Source organism: Undibacterium sp. Di26W, from assembly GCF_049340265.1.
GTDB lineage: Bacteria > Pseudomonadota > Gammaproteobacteria > Burkholderiales > Burkholderiaceae_D > Undibacterium.
This window is the reverse complement of sequence record NZ_JBMPOR010000038.1, coordinates 19003-39925: the sequence shown is the minus strand read 5'-3', so window position 1 is coordinate 39925 and position 20923 is coordinate 19003. Positions and strand designations below refer to the sequence as shown.

Genomic DNA, 20923 nt, shown 5'->3' with positions numbered 1-20923 from the left:
CCTCGAAGGCGGCGTCCATACCATTTGTTTACGATCTGTCGCGAGCGAGCGTCAGCGGGGTGAAGAGCAGCGCAAAAAGCGGAATGTACTGAAGTACATGAGCATTTTGAGCAGCGCATGAGCCCCGCGTGGACTACGATTGCGCTCGCGCAGTAAGATCGTAAGCAGGTTCTAAATACCCCGGCATCACGGCCTTGGGCAAGACATCTGCATGTCCTCATCATGGAACATATTATATACGATTACGTATTACATTCAAACAGTTTTGATGCAAATTTTTAAAATTTAATGCGTTTCAGAATGACCCGAAGGGAGCACCCCAGTACCGGCAAGGCTGCCGCCGCCTGTGCTGCCCTGGCCGCACCAGCAATCACGCCACCAGATCGCAATAGCAAGCATTTATCTCATCAATACAAGCACTTGCATTCATCAATCACTGAATACATAAGGCCATCGAATGTCCTAGGTATTGCCAGAAGCATATTAAGAAAACACGGGTTTTTGCGCTTGCTTATGACAATTCGATCTAATCATGGCAATGCATTTAAAACCGATACGAAACAATTCAGTATTGACTTATATAATACGATTGCGTATAATTCTATTCATGGGGCAACAATCAGTATTTACTCTTCAGGAGGTATGCATGAGCACTCAAACCTATTTCGGCCAGCCAGCCACGTATTACGCCCAGCCAGTCATGGCCGGCAGCGCCAGCAGCATCAATGCGCAAAACCTCATTGATGCGTTTTCTGAATGCAGCATGGAACAATGCGAAAAAATGGCCACCCTGCTGGAACAGGGGCGCTTTGAAAACTTTGGCAGGATGATGGCGAAGGTCATGCAGGACTGGGCACAGTAATAGCAGTAGTAATAGCAGCAGTATTAGCGCCAACAAAACAAAACGCCTGCCTGGATTGCCAGGCAGGCTGGGCAATGAGGCATCACGCACACATCGCCCTGCAACTTACGCTGGCTGAATCGTTCTAGGCCGAGGAAGCGCACGCCGGGGTCAGCGCCCGGCAACTTCACTTCTGCACCAGCTTCCCACCCGCATGCCGCAACACCTCCAGCACCGTCGCCGGGTCACAGCCATAAATACCCGCACCCCAGGCAGCGTTTTGTTCTACGTGCCTTTATGATGTCGCTGTCACACTCTCAGGCACGGGTTTGCCACAAGACCCACATTTTTTATCTCTGTGTTGTGGCACGATGACGCCCAGCAAAAACAGGATGCCCAGCGCGGTCGCCATGGCACCCACGCTGCCGGCGGGTTCGAGTTGGGTAGAGCCGCAATGCGGGCAAGCGGCAGGCCTGGGCTCCCCTGCATCTGTGGCATCTGCGACATCCGTAGCGTCTGTAGTGTCAGCATCCATCTCATCTTGCAGGACTGCTTCAAACTCGCCACTGGCGAAGCGGGACAAGACGTCTTTCGCCATATCGGCATCTTTCAGCGGCACTTGCAGGCGCACGCCGCCCAGGGCCAGCGACCATTGCCAGTTGGCCCAGACATGGTGTTCGCTGGCCAGGCTGGCGGCGATGCCCTCTGATTCCAGCAGGCTACGCATGAGATGTGCATCCCAGGGGTTGAGATAGGTGGCGACGGTGGTCAGGTCTTGTGATGGCTGCATGCAAGGTCCGTGAAATGCGTTTTCGTTGAGCACGATTCAATGCATGAGGATACCGCATTTAATTTGGAGCACCCAGCAATTTTGTGCTTCTGCTACCTTAAAATGCTGCAGTCAGCCCCTGCCCTGCAGGCGATCACGATTGCGCGCAGGGACGGGTCTATGACGAAGCGGGCGGCCCCAGGTATTCGGGCGATATCTGATATACAGCAAACTATGTACTGGCTTTTAAGTCTGCTTTAAGATTTGTACCTTATCCTTGTAGCTTATCCTCATGTGATCACCCGCGTGGGTTGATGGTGGCAGGCAATAGGCACACCACTCCGCCACTTCTGTCATTTATATTTGCTTATTTTGAGCCCACTTATTTTTAGCCATCCACTGAAACCATCATGAATACGACAAGCCGCATCAGCCAGTCAGATACCTACGACAAACGCACCATCATCCTGCATTGGCTAAGTGCCTTGCTGGTGATGGTACTGTGGATAGCCGGACAAACCATCGATTTTTTCCCCACGGGCACGCCGCGCATCACGGTGCGCAGCCTGCATATCAGCTTTGGTGTGCTGCTGGCCGTGACCTTGTTTGTGCGTATCCTGTGGCGCCGGGGTGCTGGTAGCAAATTGCCGCCTGCTGATGCCGGTGCCCTGGGCAAGCTGGCCATAGGGGTGCATTATCTGTTGTATGCGTTGATGCTGGCGGTTGTGGTTATTGGTATTGCCGCTGTGTGGATACGTGGTGACAATTTGTTCAAGCTGTTCACCGTACCTGCCTTTGATCCGGCGAATAAAGCGTTGCGCCACAATGTTGTAGAACTGCACGGCTTGCTGGCCAATATCCTGTTGGGGCTGGCGGCTTTTCATGCGGCTGCGGCACTATGGCATGGTCTGGTAAAAAAAGATGGTGTGCTGCGCCGTATGCTGCCGACATAACGCATGACGCATAGAGAGAAATTTCTTATCACCTTCTCCCAAACTGTAAACAATAGCGTTATTTTCTCGAAGATTGAATCAGCTTTTTTCTTGATTTATTAATCTGCTCTATCACAGCAACTGTCGCAGGAAAATTTTTATTGGGCAGATCACCATGCCATATTTTATTAACGTCAAAATACCCTCCGCCCAAATAAAGGTAGCGTAAATTTGCCGCCACTCTTTCATCGTCTGGCCAGCCAAGATCTCTTGCTAATAAATTGTTATTTATCTTGCTCAACAATTGTTCTCTTGGCGGATAACCAGCTAATCGTACGAGTTTATCCAAGCTTTCCGGATTTGATTTCTGTGAAAAAGTACCAAATCTGCGCTCCATTATTAGTGCCGCCAAGCGTTCTCGTTTCAGTTCAACACCTTGCGCCAAAAGGTACAGCAGTACTTCGTCAGAAATTTCCTCTGGTAGAAAATCTGCCTCAAGTATTTGTTGTTGTTTTTCATTTCGCTGCTTCAAATCAATGCCCAGCGCTTCTAATTCTTTTAAGTCCTCAACACGGATATTTTCGGCATGATTTCGGGTATATTTCCACCATATGGGCTCAAGTCCTTCGCTGGCAATTCCACTTTTATACATACAATCAATATGCAGATCGTGTTCTTTTACATTTTTCAATGCTTCAAAATTGGAGTCTTTATAAAAGATATGACTTAAGAACTTAACCTGAAGTTCGGTACAGGCATTTTTTGAGTTGATTCCCTGTTTTTTTTCGTGGGCAATGATTGCTTCAACAATTAATGAAGCTAGCTTAGGGTCTCGGCTGGTATTGGTTTTCAAGCACATTAAAATGACAGAGCTAATTGTATTTGCATTTGGTATGCTATCTGCGTTTTTGAGCGACTCACTAGCCAGTGAGTAAATTGTTATTGCATACACCTTGAGCAAATAAACTTTTTTCAAAAGCGGTTCTGTTTAGCCCACTGACGGTATGATCGTCAACATAGGCGAGACGATATTGGCCAAGCCCTTGAAAGCCAACTAAAAGAATGAGAGAAGCCACAATATATTTGAATGTTCTGATCCCGGAATATCCCGTCCCAGACTTATCTTCTGAGTAGATGGGCTTAGGATGCCACTTCGTGATTAGTATGGCCAATATCCCATAACTAAAACAAGCCTCTACTAAGTGAAAAAAAACACTGTTTGAATTCAGTTCATTGGGATCGAAATATAATTTAAATGGTGGCAACCGGAGGAAATACCATAGTAAAGGGATGCTTACGAAAAATGAAAGTCCTCCCAGCAAAACAAGTGCGAAATTATCGACATCCTGCTTTTTTTCATCTTTCGCCAATTGCAGCCAGGCTGAAAATAGCACCCAGGTTGCCCATAGGCCAAAAGCGCCAAATATCGCAAAGAGAATTGAAAACACCATCATCAAGCTCCAAAAACCTGTTACCAGGCCCGTTATAAAAACGGCTGGTGCCAAGACTTCAGATTTGAATGTGTCAACGTCAGTTCTTGCGCTGGTGGGCAAAATCATGATGTAAACTTGGTAGACATGTCGTTTTCCTCTATCGGAATCAGTGCTAAATACTGCATCTTAATAGAATATGGTCCCGATCTGTCAGAACTGGAACAGTTGGTTTGATGTATTGAGGTGTTGGTAGTTTTCCATGTGTATCGTTTTATACATTCACACAGCTAATCCGGTGCGCGCGGCGCACCCTACCACACGTGTGAATTTTCTGGGTAGGGTGCGCCGTGCGCACCATTTTTTTTAAACCGGAATCACCTGCCCGCAGCTAATGTCCGCAACTAATTCTGACTAATCGACTGTATCCCCAACTCATCCAGATAACTGTCCAACTCCGCCGATGGCGCATGCAAAATCATGATATAGGGATACATCGACGTCTTCTTCTTGAACAGCAGCGTTGCATAGTGCCCGGTGATGCGCCAGTGTTTGATCGTGCGGGTCCAGGCCAGCACGGATGCCTTGTCGGTGATGCGGTAATACGCCACCACATCGTCACGAAAATCGTATTCGGCGCAAAAAGGCAAGGTTTTTCTGGCTTTGCGAAGCATATTGCCCGCCCTTTTTTTGGCGCTCCACGCCCACACCCTTGCGGTCATGGCTGCATGTCTTTCGATGATTTTCTTTTTATCCCAGAACAAAACACACAGGGCGGCAAAAAAAGGCATCAAGATCATGTCCAGCCTCACTGAATAGACTATCGATCCGCCCAGGTAAAAAGAAAGAAGAGAAAGGCCAAGCCCAAAAATACCCAGATACTTCAACGTCGACAGCAACCATGCATACAGCTTTGGCGGCAGTATCCGGTCGCGATAAGCCACAAAGCGTTCCAAAAAAATCGTCACCAGCTCTGCTTCCAGCGCATGCAAAAATTCCTCCGTCACTGGCGTCTGCAATAGCAGGCGACGGGGTGGCCGGCTGCTTTCAGTTGAGGTGCCTGATATGGGATTGTGCACGTCGGTCATAGAGGTCAATATTCCATTTTTGTGGATTGGCTATGTCAGATAAATGCTTGGGTAAGCAATCAAAAAACTGCCAGAAAATTTCATGGTACACCACCCCGTAGGGTACGCCGCGCGCACCGTTCTTTCAAACGCAAGGCAGCATTCGGTGCGCGCGGCGCACCCTACTCTGGGTATTGCTTATTTTTTTGACCCACCACGTTGGTGTTGCAATTGAGTTGATTGGGAAAAGATGGCATAAACGATGTATTGTTTTTCTCTCTTATAAATGGTCAGCACTTGCGCCAGACAAGCCCTTCAGAAACAGGGATAAGAGTCGCTCGACTTTCTCTGTGGTACCGTCGGTATAATTGTTTCGACCAGCCATATGTAAAATCAGTCTGTCCCGCAATTTCTCTTGTTCCAATATGGTGATCAGCTTTTGGCGGGTCATTTCGCTTGCGATACGTGCGACATCTTTGCCCAGCAATATGGCACCTGCAAGAACTGGATCGTAATCCACTTCGCCTAGTAAATCCGATTCGTATCCATAGATACGGTCTGCATTGCCAGCATCGGCGTAATTGTTCAGCAAAACATATAAGTCTTGCGCATCCTTAGCATTTTCCTGACCGCGTTCTTTCCAGGCAAATAGTTTAAGTAAAATCAACCCGGCGAGTGATACGACTCTGATACTTTTCCCCGGAGATAGTTCAACTTCTTCCGCTGCGGCATACGCTTCTTCGTAACCGCTGACATTCATCACGACTGTCATCTCTGGTGGCCAGGCAATCGTATGCGCTGAATTTTCAACGCCGCCGAACGGAATCAGGTCAATAGGGTAAGCATAGTTATGCGCGCCTGTACTGGGGTGAAATTCCAGTCTTTGCTTCATTTTTCCTGTTGAACTAAAGCCTTTTACCTTCAATAGGCCAGTTTTTAATTTGTCAAATTCTGACCAGTTTTTGACCGCGATAGCAAAGTCGATATCCAGTGTAGCGCGTTGGATTGCTATGCCATACACATGGGTCAGCAGAATATCTCTGGCAGTGGCCCCAACCACAAAATAGTGAATACCCAAATCGGTGGCGACACGGGCAAGGCTTTCCAGAATGGTGATCGTGGTGCTATCAAGTAGATTTTTAAGTTTGAGCTTAAGCATGGTCTACCCACATCTCGTTGATCAGGCGAGCTAATTCGATATTTCTGGGCTCCAGCGATGCCATCAAATCGGCGTACACAAGCATGGGTGGTGCGACATCAAGATGTTGATCTGAAGCTGAAGACGAAAAATTCCAGAACTTTTCACGAATTTCAATCGCACCTTCAGGATCAGGACGTAATCTGTGGGTTTTGATCAAATCATGTGTGAAAGATGGGATTTTCACCATATCTTTTTTTACTTTAGCGGACATGGGAAATACCTTCACATCATCATTGACGTATAAGGTCTGGGTCACAGGTCTCAGATAATTTGTCAGTTTTTTTGCTGCGACTTCGCCGCCCCAGACGGCGTCGATGCCATCCAGATTGACTGTCTGCCACCAATTGCTGTCTGCGCAGCTAAAACGGCGTGAGCGCAATTTGGGAAGCAATATAGAAGGGAAGAGCGTTACCCATTCTTCCAACAGCAATGTGTAGTGTACGAATTGTCGATTTTTTGGGGATTGTGGATTCAGCAGGTGACCGCGCTTGATCAGGTATTGAAACGCATCTCCGACCATGCTCAAGGGGATCTTGGCTTGTTTGGCGATATCCCTGAAACTCATGTGTAATATTTCTGGCTGACAAAGCACGGCAAACACCATCTTCATAACAGTGGGGTTCATTTTCCCAATGTCAGCACCTGTCCAGATTTTGACATCCCCAGATTTCAAGCCTTTGACAAAGACATATAAACCAGCATCATGCAAATACGCATTGCCCGCTGTATCCAGAAAAGCTAATTCAACAGAGCGACAATACTCGGCCATCTCAGCGCTGAGGTAAGGCGCAATCAATAAACCCTTCAGCCCCTTATGTCCAGATTTGTTAAATTGTTCTTTGACCTGGGCTATCGTTATTTTGCGATCAAGCAGGCGCTTGCATTCAACCTGGTATTGGTAAGGTTTGCCTTGAACATGCAATTCAATGACGGCATCGTATCCGCGATCGGCACTGGTGGGGATGTCGGTATGAAGAATGTTTCCCCGTATTCCGGTCTGGGCTTCCAGCGCAGAAAGCGCTGCCTGTATCAGCTCCGCTTCGTCATAGCTTAGTTCAGCAATTGAAGACATGGGTGTCCAATGTTCGTTAATTTCAAATATTCACGTAACGCGAACAATTTAATATTACGAACATTTCTGAATTTGTTCAATATTTATTTTGTTCGCGTAACGCGAACATTTCAATAAATCGAACAACAATTTCACAATAGCGCTTAGAAAATTATCAAAAAAACCAAATTAAAGAACACGAAAAATAGTGTAAGCGATTGATAATAAAGGTTTTTATTTATTTTTTACCATTTCACCACTTCTTTCCGAGGCGCATATCTTAAAGAATTTTTAAAAAATCTATTTGCATTCGCTCAAAGATAGCAATGACAAAATAATAACAATCTTAAATCCACACATCCAGCGCACTCGTCCTGTCACCACCCTCGTCACCCGTGTTCACTACGCCTCGCGGCTCGATGAGCAAGAGTTTGACTTCATGTTCGGCATAGGGTTTGTGTTCAATGCCTTTGGGGACGACGAACATTTCACCTTGTGATATCAGTACGTGGCCGTCACTAAAGTCGATGCGTAGCTGCCCTTCCAGGACGATGAAGCTTTCGTCGGTATCGGCATGGTCGTGCCAGATGAAATCGCCCTGCAGGCGGGCGACTTTGAACTGGTAGTCGTTCATTTCGGCGATGACTTTTTGCGACCATTGTTCGCTGAACAGGCTGAATTTATTGGCGAAGTTGATGCTCTGGTAGTGCTTTGCCCGGGTGTCTGGCTGGGTAGGCATGGTGACTTATCCTTTGGTGGAATGAACAAGCGCCCAGCATAGGCAAAGTCAGACAGCAAATATTGTACGATTGTGCGTAGCACGTATTGCACTATCTTTTGACGTTCGTCCCATGCATTTTCAGCCAGTGCAGCGGCGTCAGGCCAAAGGTTTTGCTGAAGTGCTTTGTCATATGGCTTTGGTCAGTAAAGCCGGCGGCCAGTGCGGCATTCACCAGAGAATAACCCCGCATCAGCAAGCTTTTGACCAGGTCCAGGCGGCGCATGGTCAGGTAGCGATAGGGGCTGGTGCCGAACAGCAGACGAAAATCGCGAGACAGGCTCCAGCGGTCGCGGCCACTGTGTTCTGCCAGTTCTTCGAGGGTGATGTTATGAGTGAAGTTATCGGTGATGGCGGTGTGGATGTATTCACGCGCCCTTTCTGCTGCCAGGTAATCAAAACGCTGGCTGCCTGCGGAGTCACCTGCGAGCTTACCTGATATGGCATGCATGGCATGGGCCAGGTCGAACAGGGCATCTTGTTCTTCCAGTGCATCCATGGGGCTGTCCATACGTTGCAGCAAGGCCAGGGTGGCTGCGTGCAGGCGCGGGTTTGCCGAGATACCCTCTTTCACAAAGGGCAAGGGCTGGCCACCAAGGATTTGTTGTATCAGTGCTGGTTCAACATACATCATGCGGTAGTGAAAACCATCACCCGTGCCGGCCTGCCCGTCATGCGCTTCGTCTGGGTGCAAGACGATGGTGCCACCTGGCAAGCTGTGTCGTTCACTACCCCGATAGGCAAAGCTTTGCACGCCAGACAGGGTGGTGCCTATCGCATAGGTATCGTGCCTGTGCATGGCGTAGGCATTGCCGGCGAAATAGGCTTCGATACGTTCCAGCCGGTTGGAGTTGGTGCCTGGGGCGTGATGTATCCAGTCTTTATGATGTTTGCTCATGGCCTTGGTTGCTACGCGCTTGCTGTTTTGATGAACCTGTAGTCATTTCCAATTTACCTTATATGCCGATATTAAGCTTTTACGAACTCTTGTGGTACACCGCGCGCGCCGCTGCCATGCATATAAAAGAACAGTGCGCACGGCGCACCCTGCCAGAGCCTGCCCCTCTTAAAACGGCAGTTGCTCATGCGGGGTGACCTGGATTTGCCCCATGCAACTCCATACCCAGTTGTGGTGCTGGATGATGGTGGGTGCGTCCAGGTGCGGGCGCTGGCCGGTGGTATGGGCATCGGCTATTACCACGGTCTTGATGCCCAGTGCTGCGGCCTGGCGGACATTGGTGTCGATGCAGAATTCTGTGGCATAGCCGCACACAAATACTTCAGTGATGCCACGCTCTGCCAACGCTGCCTGAAAGCGGCTTTGCTGGAAGGCGCTGCTATGCTGTTTGGCGCTGACAAAGTCGCCAGGCTGCGGTGCAATCGCTGGCGGGAACTGCCATGTGGCACTGTCTTTTTCCCATGGACTATCGGCTTCATCATGCTGCACATATACCACCGGCATGCCAGCCTGGCGTGCCCTGCTGATCAGGTTGTTGATGCGTACCAGCACCAGGTCGGCCTGATAGGCTGGCGGGTCGGTGAAGATGGCATTTTGAAAATCGATGACGAGCAAGGCGGAGGACATGTGTTTCTCCAAAAATAGGGGACTTGTTTATGTCGATGCAGATGCAAAAACAGATGCGGAATTCAATGCAGTATACCGCGTCAATGCATCATGTGTTGGACGACGGTTTTGCTCCATTGCCTGCACTATTACTGCGGCACAGGATCGCCAGGCCGCCATCACACATCAGCCTTTATGACGCAAGACATCCACCAGCAATGCAAAAGCGGGTGAAGCCTGGCGGCGGCTGGGGTAGTACAGGTGATAACCCTGGAAGCTGGGGGCCCAGTCTTCCAGCACGCGCCGCAAATGGCCGTCGCGCACAGGCTGCGCGACCATATCTTCTGGCAAACAGGCGAGACCAAAGCCGGTCAGTGCGGCACGCAAAATCGGTGTGCTGCTGTTGAACACCAACTGCCCTTCCACCCGCACATTGAGTTCATGGCCGTTACGTTCAAATTCCCATGCATACAGACCGCCATAGGTGGCCAGGCGCAGGTTGATGCAACTGTGGGTGGCCAGCTCTTGCGGAGTTTTCGGTGGCGCATGTCTGGCGAAATAAGTGGGCGACGCCACAACGGCCATGCGCAGGTCGGGGGCGATCCTGACGGCGATCATGTCCTTGGCGACTTGTTCTCCCAGACGCACCCCGGCATCAAAGCGGTCCGCCACGATGTCGGTCAGGCCGTAGTTGATATTGATTTCTACCTTGATGTCTGGATAGTCGGGCAAAAAAGTCGCCAGCCGTGGCCACAAAACAGTGTTGGCAGCATGCTCGGCTGCTGAAATGCGGATGGTGCCGGCGGGCTTGTCACGCAGCTCGCTCAGCGCAGCCAGTTCAAATTCAATTTCTTCAAAACGCGGGGCCACGGTCTTCAGCAACCTGTCCCCGGCATCGGTGGGCGACAGGCTGCGTGTGGTACGCGTCAGTAAACGTACGCCCAGCCGCGTTTCCAGCCCGCGTATGGTGTGGCTCAAGGCCGATTGCGATACTCCAAGCTGGGCAGCAGCCCGGGTAAAACTACCCTCACGGGCAACGGTGATAAAGGCAAGCAGGTCATTGAAGTTTTCTTTTTTCATTCATGGACCTCTTTCGTAAGACACTACCAATGCAGGGCAAAGTGATCGAACAGTGCCAGGGTAGGAGCATGCAGGCGCGGGTCTGCCGAGACGCCACTTTTTACTAAAACAACAAATCAGCAGCAGTAATGTTGCCCGTCGCACCAGTCAGTTTGACGATGATGTCCAGGGGGTTAACCGTTGTGCCGGTGATATGTTCATACACATACTTCCCGGCGGCGGCACCGGACGCAATGTTGACGATAAATGCACTGCCGATTGCCATGGAACCTGTGCTGCTGGCCAGGTTGCTGGCCAGGTTGCTAAAATCTGAAGCGGCTATGTTGATCGTGCCCATTGACGACGCCTTCAAGCCGGTGTGCAATACATCAGCACCGCTGGCTTTGAAGTTATTAATGGTCACCAGGCCAATATCCAGATAACGCAGATTGGAAGCGCCCACGCTAATCTGGTCGATGCCACCACCACTGATGGCGAGGTTGAAGGTCTCCAGGGCAGCATAGCCAGTAACGGTAAGGTTGCCGCTGGTTGCAGCATTCACGGTCAGATTGCCGCTACCACTCAGATACAGCGAGGCGTTCACACCTGCAACTGCATTGACGGTCGTGGTCTGGTGACCAGCTGTACTTAATGCCAGTATGCCGCTACCGCTCAGGTTAACTGTCACAATACCATTACCCACGGTTTCATAAAAGGCAGCAGCATAGCTGCCGGTCGTATTGACTGTCATTGTGCCATTCGCCACACCAAATTGAGAAATACCGCTGTCATAATATTGACCAAGATTAGTGATCGTGAAATTGCCCGTACCGGCCACGAGATACATGCTTTTGTAAAAAGTATCTACGGTCGTTGGAACTGAACTGGTGATTGACAGGGTCGAACCGGAACCCAGCACTTTCAATGACCCGGCTGTACCGGTCGCATTGATTGTTGCTGACAAGAAGGGATTGACGACATAATCAGCCGTGCCTTTCAGGTTTAAGGTCTGGTTTGACTGCCATGGTCGAACGGCGATTTGTTTGTTTGTCTGACTGGTCAGCGTGATGTTTGCTCCAGATATGTCGACACTGAGATTGACGTTTGGACTCAAGGTCAGGTCTACTGAATCATTCAGGCGAATCTTGTTGATATTGCGTGTTTGTGCCGGGTCCAAGGTCGCTGTACCCTCACCAGAAATCATCAGTGAATTGTCCTGGCCCACAGCATTATTGAGGTTAATTGATGCGCCCGAAAGATAGGCAATCTTGGTAAAAATGGCGACACTGCCGCTACTGGCAGTGACCTGATTGACTGACTGGTTAGGGCCATTCAGGGTAACCGACCGATAGCCGGATGTCTGGTAAAGATTGGCGGTCTGTTTAACCGTCCCCAGATATAAGCCCCCCTCCGCGGCAGTACCATAGTCATTGATGGTGGTGAACTGATTCAGGAATGCGCTACCGATACTGTACATATCCCCGCTCTGTTGCAAATTCAGGGTGGGGACGCCACTTACCCGCGCCAGATGTTCCTTACCGGTGATCGGGGTAATGAGGTTCAATACATCATTGCCACCGTTGCCAACGATGGATGTTCCAGACGTCAACAGCGCCGTATCTGTGGCTCTAAAGATGTCATCACCTGCTGTGCCCAGCGTCGTCTGATCTGCACTGGCCAACAACGTAACCTCAGGCAGTTTGGTCATGGCGGCGAAAGTAGCTTCCAATGTCGCGCTGGCCGATTCACCAGAGCTGGCGTCCACCACGCCTGCCAGCCAAGCCTTGGCGATGCCAAAAGCATTGTTGCTGTTCTCGCGGGTGTAAGCTGTTTGTAGCGATGCGTTAATGGCCATCTTGTTGGTGAAGCTGCTGGCGGCAGAATATTTGGCTGCCACGGAAGCCGCGTCCGAACCGGTAGCGCCACCCAGGATAGCGATGGCGACCTGTCCGACTGTAAAAGTACGGTTGTCGATCTGCGCAACCCAATAGGCCAGACCATCTATGTCGGCATTGTGGTTGAACAGGTTTTTATAAAGGGTATTGACGGTTTGCGCCGTCGTCAGATCAGCAAATGCATTGGCATATTCCGGCTGCTGGGAAAATAACTGGGCAATTTGCACTGCTGTATAGTTCGCCTGGGCACCCGATGTCCAATAAGCCAAACCTGCCACGTCTGCTGGACGTTTGAAGTAAGCGATGTAGAGGTTTTGGATATCGGTGTTGCTTGCCATTGTCGTAGCCTTTGGGATCTAAATACTGTCATTTTTTAAGAGTGCGATAGTAGCATGCAAATTCAGATCAGATCTCTTCACGCCTTTCAGAAGACAGACTTACGCCTGCAAATCGAATGCAAACACGGGACCTATAGAACCTGTCAGTTTGACGATGATATCGCCAGCGCCAACAGTGGTACCAGCCATGTGTTCATATACATACGTCCCGGCGGCGCTCCCTCCAGCGACGTTGACCAGGAATGCCTTGTGGTCATTATTAGTGAGTGCACCAGTGCCACTGGCGATGTTGACCGCCAGACTGTTGAAGTCAGACGCGGCAATGTTGATAATCCCCATGGAAGACGCACTGGCACCAGTATGCAGCACGTGCCTACCGCCAGCGTATTTGAAATTGTCGATGGTAATGAGTTTGGTAGCAATATCGCCCAGGGTAGAGCCAGTCACAGAGATGCTGTCCACACCGTAGCCATAGGTGGACAGATTAACGGTCACCAGCCCGGCACCACCGGCAAGAGTGAATTTTTGTACCGATACTGCGTCTATAACGACATTGCCATTACCTGAAAGCACAACAGTGTCGCTTACAAAATCCAGCAACTTGATTTCTGAGGAATGGGTTGCGGTCGTGTTCAGGGTGAGCGAATGAGAGCCGGACATATAAATAACCACGTCACCATCACCTGTGGTTTCAGTGATGGTGGTGTCTCCATTTCCTAAATCGAGCATGATAGCGGTAGCTGGACCTATGGTCAGGTTTTCTGCGCCAGACAGCGTAACCCAGGAAAAATTTTTCAATTGCGCTGCACTCAGGGTTGCTGTCCCGGCATCAGAAATATACAATTTATTGCCGAAAGGGCCCATGGCTCTGTCAACCTTAGTACTCACTCTGGCATGATCGAGATCAAAAATAGCACCAGCAAGGTTGGCATGGGTCGTACCGATGCCGACATAAGCACTACTCTTCGATAACTGTCTGACCACCTGATTTGGCGCCCCCAAGGTCACGCTCGCGCTATCGGGACTGTACAGGTTGAGAGTCTGTGCAACGTTACCCAAACGAATGGACTCGAACGCTTTATAGTCGTTAATGATACTGAACTGGTTCAAGAACGGGTCAGTGACACTCAGAACTGATTCTCCACCTAATAAATTCAATGTTGAAACGCCTGTCACGATCGTTGGGTGAACCACATTGTTGAGGTAAGAGCTGACGTTCAATATATCCGCGCCACCATTGCCCTTGATCGAAGTACCACTCGTCAATAGGGTCTCGTTGCCTACCCAAAAGGTGTCGTTGCCAGTTGTCCCCAGGTTTGCCATGCCGGGCTTGACGTTGAATGAAGTCGTAGGATCAGGCATGGCCGAAAAGATGACATCTATTTTAGCCGCTGCGGCCACGCCGGAAGCGGTATTGGTAACGCCTGCCAGCCAGGTTTTCGTGAGATCAAAAGCGTTGCCGTTGGTTTGGCTGTATGCCGCTTGCAAGGAAGTGTTTACCGCCATTTTGCTGGTAAAACTGTTGGCAGCAGCGAGCTTGGCAGCAACACTGATAGCATCTGTGTCGATAGCGCCAGCCAGGATAGCGATGGCGACCTGACCTATAGTAAATGTGCCATTGTCCATTTGTCCTATCCAGTAAGTAAGCCCACCCGGATCGGCGTCGTGACCAAACAGGTTGCGATATAGCGCATTGACTGTCTGTTTCGTCGAAAGACCCGAAAAAATGCTGGCATATTCGACCTGCTTCGAAAACAATTGGGCAATTTGCACTGGCGTAAAGTTCACCTGATTGCCGGAGGTCCAGTACGCTAGACCAGCGACATCGGCAGGACGGTTGAAATAGGCGATGTAAAGATTTTGGATATCGTTGGCGCTAGCCATTAAGACCTCTTGCTGATAAAAAATGTAAAAGGAAAGTTGAATATTTTCTTGTTAACGCTGACGGATGCCTTGTTCCTTTGTGCAGTGGTTTGCAAACGCATTTCATTCGATGAAAAATTTTCGTTTGGGCTGGACGTGATGATTGCAATGGTAGCTACGATCAGTTTCATATTTTTCGGATGTCAACAATCAGTGTGTTGGAACGAATAGGTGGGTGCGCGCGGCGCCCAGGTTTTGCGGCAGGTAAAACATCGGTGCGCGTGGCGCACCCTACCGGTTGGCTACTGCACTGCCGCATCGATCTATCTGCATCACCCAGGCACATCCACTTCATTGCCAGCAAAATACGAAGCGTCACTGCCTAATCCTGCCAGGCTGATGTCGTGGGCGTGGGGGTTATTGAAATCGAGTTTGAGGTGATAATTTTTGCTGGCATCGACTGCCAGTACGGCCACCAGTGGGCGGGACTTGCCTTCTTTTTCGAGCTCGTCAAACAGGCTCAGCATCAGCGGGCCCAGCAGGTCGGTGTAGTCGGCGCTGGCATGTTGCGGGTTTAACTGCCGGCCTTTGCGGCTGATGAACTGGAAATGGTTCTGCGTGTTGCCAGCGGCCTGGAAGCGGCATAGCACCTGATCCCATTCCTGTCTGGAGGCTGTCATCAGGGCGAGCAATACCTTGGCCATGACGACAGTAATTTCATTCTTGCGGGACATCCCTGTTTCCTTATTCTATTTCACCCGTTGTACGGGCTGGCTTACGTTGGCAAGCGCTCTCATGTCCCATGCTTTTGTGATGCAATCTGTTCGACAGAAACCGCGTGATATTGTTCCAGCAAATAAGCATGAATAATGCCAGAACAAGGTCGCGCCAGCTTCCAGCCCTGTATTTTATCCTAAGCCCGCCTTGTTGACCGGGGGAAACATTACTGCGCGCCCCCTGCATCATCAACTCAGCCCTCAGCTCAGCCAGATATCACTTTCAGGATTGGGGTATTTCGCCAGGATGAAATCAACAAAGCTGCGCACCTTGGCAGACAGCAGGCGGCGGCTGGGGTAGACCATGGAAATCGATACCCGGCCAAAACACTGATCCGGAAACAGCCTGACCAGGCGGCCGCTGACGACGTCATCGGTCAACTGGAATGAGGTGCGCAGGGCCAGGCCCATGCCGGCCAGGGCACAGACGCGCAGCACATCGGCATTATTGGAAATGACGGTGCTATGGATGGGAATGTGCTTGCCCAGCTCAGGCCCATCGCAAGAATTGCGCACCATCCAGTTATCACGCATAAACTCATAGCTGAAATTCAGGCAGCGATGCTGGGAAATTTCTTCCGGCGTTTTAGGCGTGCCGTGCTTCTTCAGATAGTCGGGCGAAGCACACAGCACCACTTCAGAGGTGGCCAGCTTGCGCGAAATCATGTTGCCATCGATTTTTTGCAGATCGAGAAAGAAGCCGACATCGATCCCTTCTTCCACCAGGTCCACATGGTGGTCGGTGATTTTGATGTCCAGCACCACATCCGGAAACTCTTGCGCATATTGCGGCAACAGCGGTGCCAGTTGCGCTTTGCCGAAATGTGGGACAGAATAAATACGCAAGGTGCCGCTGGGTTTTTTGGCCGAGTACGAGGCCACGGCATCGGCATCATCAATGTCGGCCAATATCTGGCGTACCCGTTCCAGGTAGATCTGCCCGGTTTCTGTCAGCGACAATTTACGGGTGGAACGGTTCAGCAAGCGCGTGCCCAGATGGCCTTCCAGGTCAGCGACATAGCGGGTCACCACGGCATTCGACATCTCTAATGCCTGTGCCGCCTTGGCGAAATTACCCAATTCCACGACCTTGGAAAAAAGTCGCATTGATTGCAGCCTGTCCATTTTTCAAGCCCCTTATTGTTTCGGATTTCACAATAGTATATTCCTAATTTACTACTTTATTGTTGAAACCGGAAAGCCTACACTGCATTCATCGGTGAAGGATTACTACAAAACAATTTTTCACCGTGCCGCAATCGACAGACTTTTTTCAGTTGCCGCCGGAAGTGAACTGTTTTTTGCACTTCATGACGGCAATGTGACAGGACTTACGCAAGCAAGTCCCATTTAAACAAGTAGAGGCCCTTGCAAGATGAAACTGACGTGACTATCCCGTCGGGTCGGGTTCATCTTGCAGCGGACCTCGGGTCAGATAGAAAGCGGTTTCTCTTACATTTTTATACGATAGGAAATCATCATGAATGCGAAACAAGTCTTTTTGGCCACCAGCGCTTTTTTCCTGACCAGCTCTGCCGTCTTTGCTGCCGACACTGCTACGCCAGCCCCAAAAACCCGTGCCGAAGTGGTAGCTGAACTGGTACAAGCCCGTGCCAACGGCGAAGAACTGGGCAGCGAAGGTTTTGCCTGGTACCCAGCACAAAAAGCTGCCCTGGTAAAAGCCAACACAGAAACCAGGCTGGCCGCTGAAAAAGCCGCTGCTGAATCCAAAGTTGCTGGCACTACCCAAAAAGCACAGCAAAACTAAGAACCTATTTACGATCTTACTGCGCGGGCGTGATCGGGGCTCATGCGCTGCTCAAAATGCTCATGGTCTAATGTACATTCCGCTTTTTGCGCTGCGTTTTTGTTACCCTTACTCCCGCTGACGCTCGCTCGCTACAGATCGTAAACAGGTTCTAAGTTCAGCAACTAATCAGCCGTACCCAAACGCGGGGAAGATAGCGGGCAGCAATGCCCCTGTCTTCCCCGTTTTGTTTTCTTAACCAGAGCGTAGATACGATTAGTGGAGCGTAATCGTACGCATGTCTATCACGGCATGCTGCCTTCAACAACTGATTGACTGAAGAAAATACAAAACAGTGAATTTCCTCCTGTTGGATAGAAGACAGGGAAATGGGAAGCTTCTTCGTCATTGCCAGGCTCAACATACGTGCGATTACGCTCCGCTAATCTCACCTACGTACTCTCATAGTCGCCTGCCTGTACTCTTCCGCTTATCCACAAAGATCAACCGTTTGTCCGCCGGGTTTGCCATGCCCTTTGCTAATCAGCTACTATCCCGTTGAATGATCGTTGCCGGCCAAAAACAGGTCAAAAACGGGTCAAAAACAAGCCAGAATCAATTTTGGACATCATTATTCCGTTGCTCATCCCAAAGGAAGCCTTCATGCACAACCAGGTACAGAGCAGCAAATCTTTAACCTCGAATTCAGTAGCGATTGCCCGCTTGCTCAGCATCAGTGTCCTTTTATATGGCGCATTGCGTATTGCGCGTGCCTGGATATCCCCCAATAGCGCAGGCAGTGAGATGATGGGTGTGCTGGTGTTCAGCTGTGCTGCCGGTCTGGGTTTGTGGGCGAACACGTACGACAGCGCCCTGCCAAAGCGCATGTTTGTCATGTTCTTCAATGCATTCTGCTTGCTGACATTGCTGTCACACCTAAGGCCAGGCGGCAGGCCTATAGACCCGATTCCATTGTGGCAGGTCATCTGGTTTGGCCTCACCTTCGGCATGAATATCTATGTTCTCGCCAGAGGAAAAATATTGCATGCCGAGCCAATGCAATTTGCAGACGAAGAGCCGGATGCAGATGCAAACAACAACCCCACACCACAGTCAACGCCCGCCGCCGGCATTACCAGTACAACCCGCGACCATCATTTCGCCATGACGCGCATGGTGCTGCAAGCTCTTTTGCGCAGTGAACATGCGGCCCCTTTTGTCAATGGCCTGAAAAGCAAAGGGCGCACCCTGTTCGCCAGTGTATGGGACGATTATGGAAAAAAATCGATCAAGGACCCGGCGCACATCATCCCCAGTGAAGACATTGAAGTCTATGTCGACAAGACGGCCTCCGGCAAAGAAATCATCACCATCAAAATGCCACCACCGGTTGCCAGGAATGAGACTTTCTTTGTCGCCATCGTCGCTGATGATGAGTCTGGCAGTTTCTATACCTACAGCCTTGAACTCAGTGTCATGCCCAATACCGGCAAAGTGTTTACGATGCTGACCGGCATCCGTAATGGCAATCGCGCCAACTTTGGCATAGGGCCAACGCCGGATAAAAACGCCTTTGTGGCTGCGATATCGAGCATGCTGGAGACGCCGAAAGAGCCAAGCACCATGATGCAGATGCCGACATTGCTCGCCACTGCTAATATGCAGGCCTGAATCAAGGTATTTGCCAGGGGTTGATGCTGCGTGCCTGCACATCCAGGTCCACCACGAAATCGCTCGCTGCATCCTTGCTGGCGGCATCACGTGAACGCAGTTGCCCGGTGATTTTGACAGGGAAGCCTAAAAAAGCTTGCGGATGCAGGCCAAGGGTACGCCCATAACCCCGCGTCAATGCCAGCCGTACGGCCGATGCCGATGCAGGAATATCGGCCACGGTGATCTCGTATTGATCGACATGCGCAAAGCGCCGCGTGAAGATCAACACCAGCCGCGCCACCACCGTATACCGCAATTCGACTCGATAACGGCGGGCGGTATAGCCATTCCAGTTCGCCACCGGCTCAGGCGGGCTGATACTGATCTGTACATCTTCCATGCTGCCCACCAGCGGGTCGAACAAACCGCCCTTTTCGGGTAACAATGGGGTGTTGATGTCGGCATGACTGTCAGCGGACCAGGGCTCGAAACGCGTATGGGCACCGTCATCGTCAGACACTTCGCTAACCTGCCCTCTGGACAGATTCATCAGGCGAAAGTGCATGCCATCGATCTCGGTCACATAGCGCCCCTGGCCATTGCGCTCTGGCTTGCCCGGCTGGTGGCTCTGGCTGCGTTGTTCAAATTCTATACGCACACCTGCATGCGCAGGCAGCGTCATGAAACACAGTGGTATCAGCAGCAGGCATTTTTTGAGGCGGGCTGTGTTTAGCTTATTCAGCTTATTGTGGGCTAGTTGGTAATGCGGCATGATGATCCTCCAGGTGATAAGTCGTGTTGGCGCAGCATGCAGAAGCTGGCGGCGACTGTCCACCCGGAGGTAAAAAGTAGCAGCATTCATGCAAAAAAGTTGCAGGATATGTTGCTTGGAGATTTCCGTGAATTTACAAATGAATTACAGCTTGAATTACAGCTTGAATTCAGCCTTCAACTGACGCTCAATATTCTTGCCGTGTTCTTTGCCAAACTGGGCATCGATGGCGCTGAGCATGGTGCGAGCATAGCCCATCAAATACGCTTTGGCATCATGTGCATCGCCAGGCTGTATCAGTTCCAGCTCGATACCATCCTTGTTCAGCAATTGCGCCAGCCTGGTGCTGACTTCGGCTGGCAGGCTGTCTTTGTACATGGATACCACATAGCGTTTTTTGGCAATGTCCTGCTGGGCTGCCTGCATCCACTGCTTGGTTTTTTCATCCGGCACCAAGGATTCCCGGCTTTGCCCCAGCTCTTTTTCAGTCGGGATAGCGGCCAGGTCCAGCTTGGTGATGGTGCAGGCTGGTTTGTCCAGGGTCAGGACGATGCCGCTGCCCAGTTCATCCACACGGTCAGCACCGCCTTTGGGGCCATAGCCCTGTTGGGATTGGCTGCCGCCCCAGGTCGATGTCAAATAACGTGGCGCTGCGCCAGAATAATCATACAGGCTGATCTTGACCAGTTCCGTCGTCTGCGTCACGCTGCGCTGGAAATCGCGTTCATAAATTTCCCTCGCGCCCTGCTCGGTTTTGACACCCAGCACAAAACCATTTGGCAGGGTCAGCTTGTGGACCTGGCTGGAATTGCCTTCCCACTGCGCCAGTTCATTGCCGCCATACGTCAGGCTGACTTTTTGCACACCGGGGCAAAGTTCAGCCTGGGCCGTACCACTGATGGCAAACAAGGCAACTACGGCACCCGCTACGTGATTCAATCTGGACAAAGTCATTACGCCTACTCCCCAAGTGTTGTACTACAACGTGACCATCAAAAAAGTTTCATCCAAAGCCATCCAAAGTCCATAACATTTTAATCACTCTGTAAGAAAAAGCAAATATGATGGCAAGTTTGCCACCCTTCGCTTGTCGATCTGGCTTGTATGCACTATCTTGAAATCCTGTGCATCTGACCGTATCAGTGACAGCAGCGATTTTGGCTGGCATCGTCAACAAAAAATTCAAG

At 50.5% G+C, this 20923-nt stretch carries 20 protein-coding genes; 4 read left to right on the top strand and 16 right to left on the bottom strand.

Features of this window, described 5'->3' with window-relative positions; all coding sequences use genetic code 11:
- Window positions 1–646 precede the first annotated feature (646 nt).
- The gene (locus ACO0LM_RS27480; protein ID WP_423041950.1) at window positions 647–862 is read left to right on the top strand and encodes a hypothetical protein; all 216 of its coding nucleotides are present in this window, start codon (window positions 647–649) and stop codon (window positions 860–862) included.
- Window positions 863–1136: 274 nt separating this feature from the next.
- Here the strand turns inward: ACO0LM_RS27480 and ACO0LM_RS27475 are convergent, their stop codons facing one another.
- Window positions 1137–1631 (bottom strand): hypothetical protein, encoded by a 495-nt coding sequence (locus ACO0LM_RS27475; RefSeq protein WP_423041948.1) that lies wholly within the window; start codon window positions 1629–1631, stop codon window positions 1137–1139.
- Window positions 1632–2020: 389 nt separating this feature from the next.
- On the opposite strand from ACO0LM_RS27475, the gene ACO0LM_RS27470 reads away from it, so the two are divergent.
- Window positions 2021–2563, top strand: coding sequence for a cytochrome b (locus ACO0LM_RS27470; protein WP_423041946.1), 543 nt, complete (start codon window positions 2021–2023; stop codon window positions 2561–2563).
- A 58-nt stretch (window positions 2564–2621) separates the two neighbouring features.
- On the opposite strand, the gene ACO0LM_RS27465 is transcribed toward ACO0LM_RS27470, so the two are convergent.
- The 13 genes from ACO0LM_RS27465 to ACO0LM_RS27405 all read right to left on the bottom strand — a co-directional run bounded on the left by ACO0LM_RS27465 (window position 2622) and on the right by ACO0LM_RS27405 (window position 16689).
- Complete coding sequence (locus ACO0LM_RS27465; protein ID WP_423041944.1) at window positions 2622–3518, bottom strand: hypothetical protein; 897 nt, start codon at window positions 3516–3518, stop codon at window positions 2622–2624.
- Window positions 3463–4101, bottom strand: coding sequence for a hypothetical protein (locus ACO0LM_RS27460; RefSeq protein WP_423041942.1), 639 nt, complete (start codon window positions 4099–4101; stop codon window positions 3463–3465). The genes ACO0LM_RS27465 and ACO0LM_RS27460 overlap by 56 nt, the downstream gene beginning before the upstream one ends.
- Before the next feature lie 275 nt (window positions 4102–4376).
- A complete protein-coding gene (locus tag ACO0LM_RS27455) occupies window positions 4377–5060 on the bottom strand; it encodes a hypothetical protein (RefSeq protein ID WP_423041940.1) in 684 nt (227 codons plus the stop codon).
- Between the two features lie 259 nt (window positions 5061–5319).
- A complete protein-coding gene (locus ACO0LM_RS27450) occupies window positions 5320–6198 on the bottom strand; it encodes a nucleotidyl transferase AbiEii/AbiGii toxin family protein (RefSeq protein WP_423041938.1) in 879 nt (292 codons plus the stop codon).
- On the bottom strand, window positions 6191–7312 hold the full coding sequence (locus ACO0LM_RS27445; protein ID WP_423041936.1) for a type IV toxin-antitoxin system AbiEi family antitoxin: 1122 nt from the start codon (window positions 7310–7312) through the stop codon (window positions 6191–6193). Before ACO0LM_RS27445 ends, ACO0LM_RS27450 begins: the two co-directional genes overlap by 8 nt.
- 325 nt (window positions 7313–7637) lie before the next feature.
- Window positions 7638–8030 (bottom strand): cupin domain-containing protein, encoded by a 393-nt coding sequence (locus tag ACO0LM_RS27440; protein WP_423041934.1) that lies wholly within the window; start codon window positions 8028–8030, stop codon window positions 7638–7640.
- 91 nt (window positions 8031–8121) lie between these two features.
- Complete coding sequence (locus ACO0LM_RS27435; protein WP_423041932.1) at window positions 8122–8967, bottom strand: AraC family transcriptional regulator; 846 nt, start codon at window positions 8965–8967, stop codon at window positions 8122–8124.
- A 168-nt stretch (window positions 8968–9135) separates the two neighbouring features.
- On the bottom strand, window positions 9136–9654 hold the full coding sequence (locus ACO0LM_RS27430; protein WP_423041930.1) for a cysteine hydrolase family protein: 519 nt from the start codon (window positions 9652–9654) through the stop codon (window positions 9136–9138).
- 165 nt (window positions 9655–9819) lie between these two features.
- Window positions 9820–10713, bottom strand: coding sequence for a LysR family transcriptional regulator (locus ACO0LM_RS27425; RefSeq protein WP_423041928.1), 894 nt, complete (start codon window positions 10711–10713; stop codon window positions 9820–9822).
- Between the two features lie 103 nt (window positions 10714–10816).
- The gene (locus tag ACO0LM_RS27420; RefSeq protein ID WP_423041926.1) at window positions 10817–12925 is read right to left on the bottom strand and encodes a DUF4214 domain-containing protein; all 2109 of its coding nucleotides are present in this window, start codon (window positions 12923–12925) and stop codon (window positions 10817–10819) included.
- Window positions 12926–13024: 99 nt separating this feature from the next.
- Window positions 13025–14809, bottom strand: coding sequence for a DUF4214 domain-containing protein (locus ACO0LM_RS27415; protein ID WP_423041924.1), 1785 nt, complete (start codon window positions 14807–14809; stop codon window positions 13025–13027).
- Window positions 14810–15120: 311 nt separating this feature from the next.
- Window positions 15121–15522 (bottom strand): hypothetical protein, encoded by a 402-nt coding sequence (locus tag ACO0LM_RS27410; protein WP_423041922.1) that lies wholly within the window; start codon window positions 15520–15522, stop codon window positions 15121–15123.
- 243 nt (window positions 15523–15765) lie between these two features.
- Complete coding sequence (locus ACO0LM_RS27405) at window positions 15766–16689, bottom strand: LysR family transcriptional regulator (protein ID WP_423041920.1); 924 nt, start codon at window positions 16687–16689, stop codon at window positions 15766–15768.
- 355 nt (window positions 16690–17044) lie between these two features.
- On the opposite strand from ACO0LM_RS27405, the gene ACO0LM_RS27400 reads away from it, so the two are divergent.
- Together ACO0LM_RS27400 and ACO0LM_RS27395 are read left to right on the top strand one after the other, a co-directional pair.
- Window positions 17045–17332: a DUF4148 domain-containing protein gene (locus ACO0LM_RS27400; RefSeq protein WP_423041918.1), complete on the top strand. Its 288-nt coding sequence runs from the start codon at window positions 17045–17047 to the stop codon at window positions 17330–17332.
- Between the two features lie 642 nt (window positions 17333–17974).
- On the top strand, window positions 17975–18982 hold the full coding sequence (locus ACO0LM_RS27395) for a hypothetical protein (protein ID WP_423041916.1): 1008 nt from the start codon (window positions 17975–17977) through the stop codon (window positions 18980–18982).
- 1 nt (window position 18983) lies between these two features.
- Here ACO0LM_RS27395 and ACO0LM_RS27390 read toward each other — a convergent pair whose 3' ends face one another.
- Both ACO0LM_RS27390 and ACO0LM_RS27385 read right to left on the bottom strand, forming a co-directional pair.
- On the bottom strand, window positions 18984–19736 hold the full coding sequence (locus tag ACO0LM_RS27390) for a hypothetical protein (RefSeq protein ID WP_423041914.1): 753 nt from the start codon (window positions 19734–19736) through the stop codon (window positions 18984–18986).
- Window positions 19737–19892: 156 nt separating this feature from the next.
- Window positions 19893–20690 (bottom strand): hypothetical protein, encoded by a 798-nt coding sequence (locus tag ACO0LM_RS27385; protein WP_423041912.1) that lies wholly within the window; start codon window positions 20688–20690, stop codon window positions 19893–19895.
- Window positions 20691–20923: the final 233 nt, after the last annotated feature.

What these genes read in the sequence shown, in the direction of transcription:
- ACO0LM_RS27480 (WP_423041950.1), top strand. Translation starts at nt 647, where the DNA reads ATGAGCACTCAAACCTATTTCGGCCAGCCAGCCACGTATTACGCCCAG.
- ACO0LM_RS27475 (WP_423041948.1), bottom strand. Translation starts at nt 1,631, where the DNA reads ATGCAGCCATCACAAGACCTGACCACCGTCGCCACCTATCTCAACCCC.
- ACO0LM_RS27470 (WP_423041946.1), top strand. Translation starts at nt 2,021, where the DNA reads ATGAATACGACAAGCCGCATCAGCCAGTCAGATACCTACGACAAACGC.
- ACO0LM_RS27460 (WP_423041942.1), bottom strand. Translation starts at nt 4,101, where the DNA reads ATGATTTTGCCCACCAGCGCAAGAACTGACGTTGACACATTCAAATCT.
- ACO0LM_RS27455 (WP_423041940.1), bottom strand. Translation starts at nt 5,060, where the DNA reads ATGACCGACGTGCACAATCCCATATCAGGCACCTCAACTGAAAGCAGC.
- ACO0LM_RS27450 (WP_423041938.1), bottom strand. Translation starts at nt 6,198, where the DNA reads ATGCTTAAGCTCAAACTTAAAAATCTACTTGATAGCACCACGATCACC.
- ACO0LM_RS27445 (WP_423041936.1), bottom strand. Translation starts at nt 7,312, where the DNA reads ATGTCTTCAATTGCTGAACTAAGCTATGACGAAGCGGAGCTGATACAG.
- ACO0LM_RS27440 (WP_423041934.1), bottom strand. Translation starts at nt 8,030, where the DNA reads ATGCCTACCCAGCCAGACACCCGGGCAAAGCACTACCAGAGCATCAAC.
- ACO0LM_RS27435 (WP_423041932.1), bottom strand. Translation starts at nt 8,967, where the DNA reads ATGAGCAAACATCATAAAGACTGGATACATCACGCCCCAGGCACCAAC.
- ACO0LM_RS27430 (WP_423041930.1), bottom strand. Translation starts at nt 9,654, where the DNA reads ATGTCCTCCGCCTTGCTCGTCATCGATTTTCAAAATGCCATCTTCACC.
- ACO0LM_RS27425 (WP_423041928.1), bottom strand. Translation starts at nt 10,713, where the DNA reads ATGAAAAAAGAAAACTTCAATGACCTGCTTGCCTTTATCACCGTTGCC.
- ACO0LM_RS27420 (WP_423041926.1), bottom strand. Translation starts at nt 12,925, where the DNA reads ATGGCAAGCAACACCGATATCCAAAACCTCTACATCGCTTACTTCAAA.
- ACO0LM_RS27415 (WP_423041924.1), bottom strand. Translation starts at nt 14,809, where the DNA reads ATGGCTAGCGCCAACGATATCCAAAATCTTTACATCGCCTATTTCAAC.
- ACO0LM_RS27410 (WP_423041922.1), bottom strand. Translation starts at nt 15,522, where the DNA reads ATGTCCCGCAAGAATGAAATTACTGTCGTCATGGCCAAGGTATTGCTC.
- ACO0LM_RS27405 (WP_423041920.1), bottom strand. Translation starts at nt 16,689, where the DNA reads ATGGACAGGCTGCAATCAATGCGACTTTTTTCCAAGGTCGTGGAATTG.
- ACO0LM_RS27400 (WP_423041918.1), top strand. Translation starts at nt 17,045, where the DNA reads ATGAATGCGAAACAAGTCTTTTTGGCCACCAGCGCTTTTTTCCTGACC.
- ACO0LM_RS27395 (WP_423041916.1), top strand. Translation starts at nt 17,975, where the DNA reads ATGCACAACCAGGTACAGAGCAGCAAATCTTTAACCTCGAATTCAGTA.
- ACO0LM_RS27390 (WP_423041914.1), bottom strand. Translation starts at nt 19,736, where the DNA reads ATGCCGCATTACCAACTAGCCCACAATAAGCTGAATAAGCTAAACACA.
- ACO0LM_RS27385 (WP_423041912.1), bottom strand. Translation starts at nt 20,690, where the DNA reads ATGACTTTGTCCAGATTGAATCACGTAGCGGGTGCCGTAGTTGCCTTG.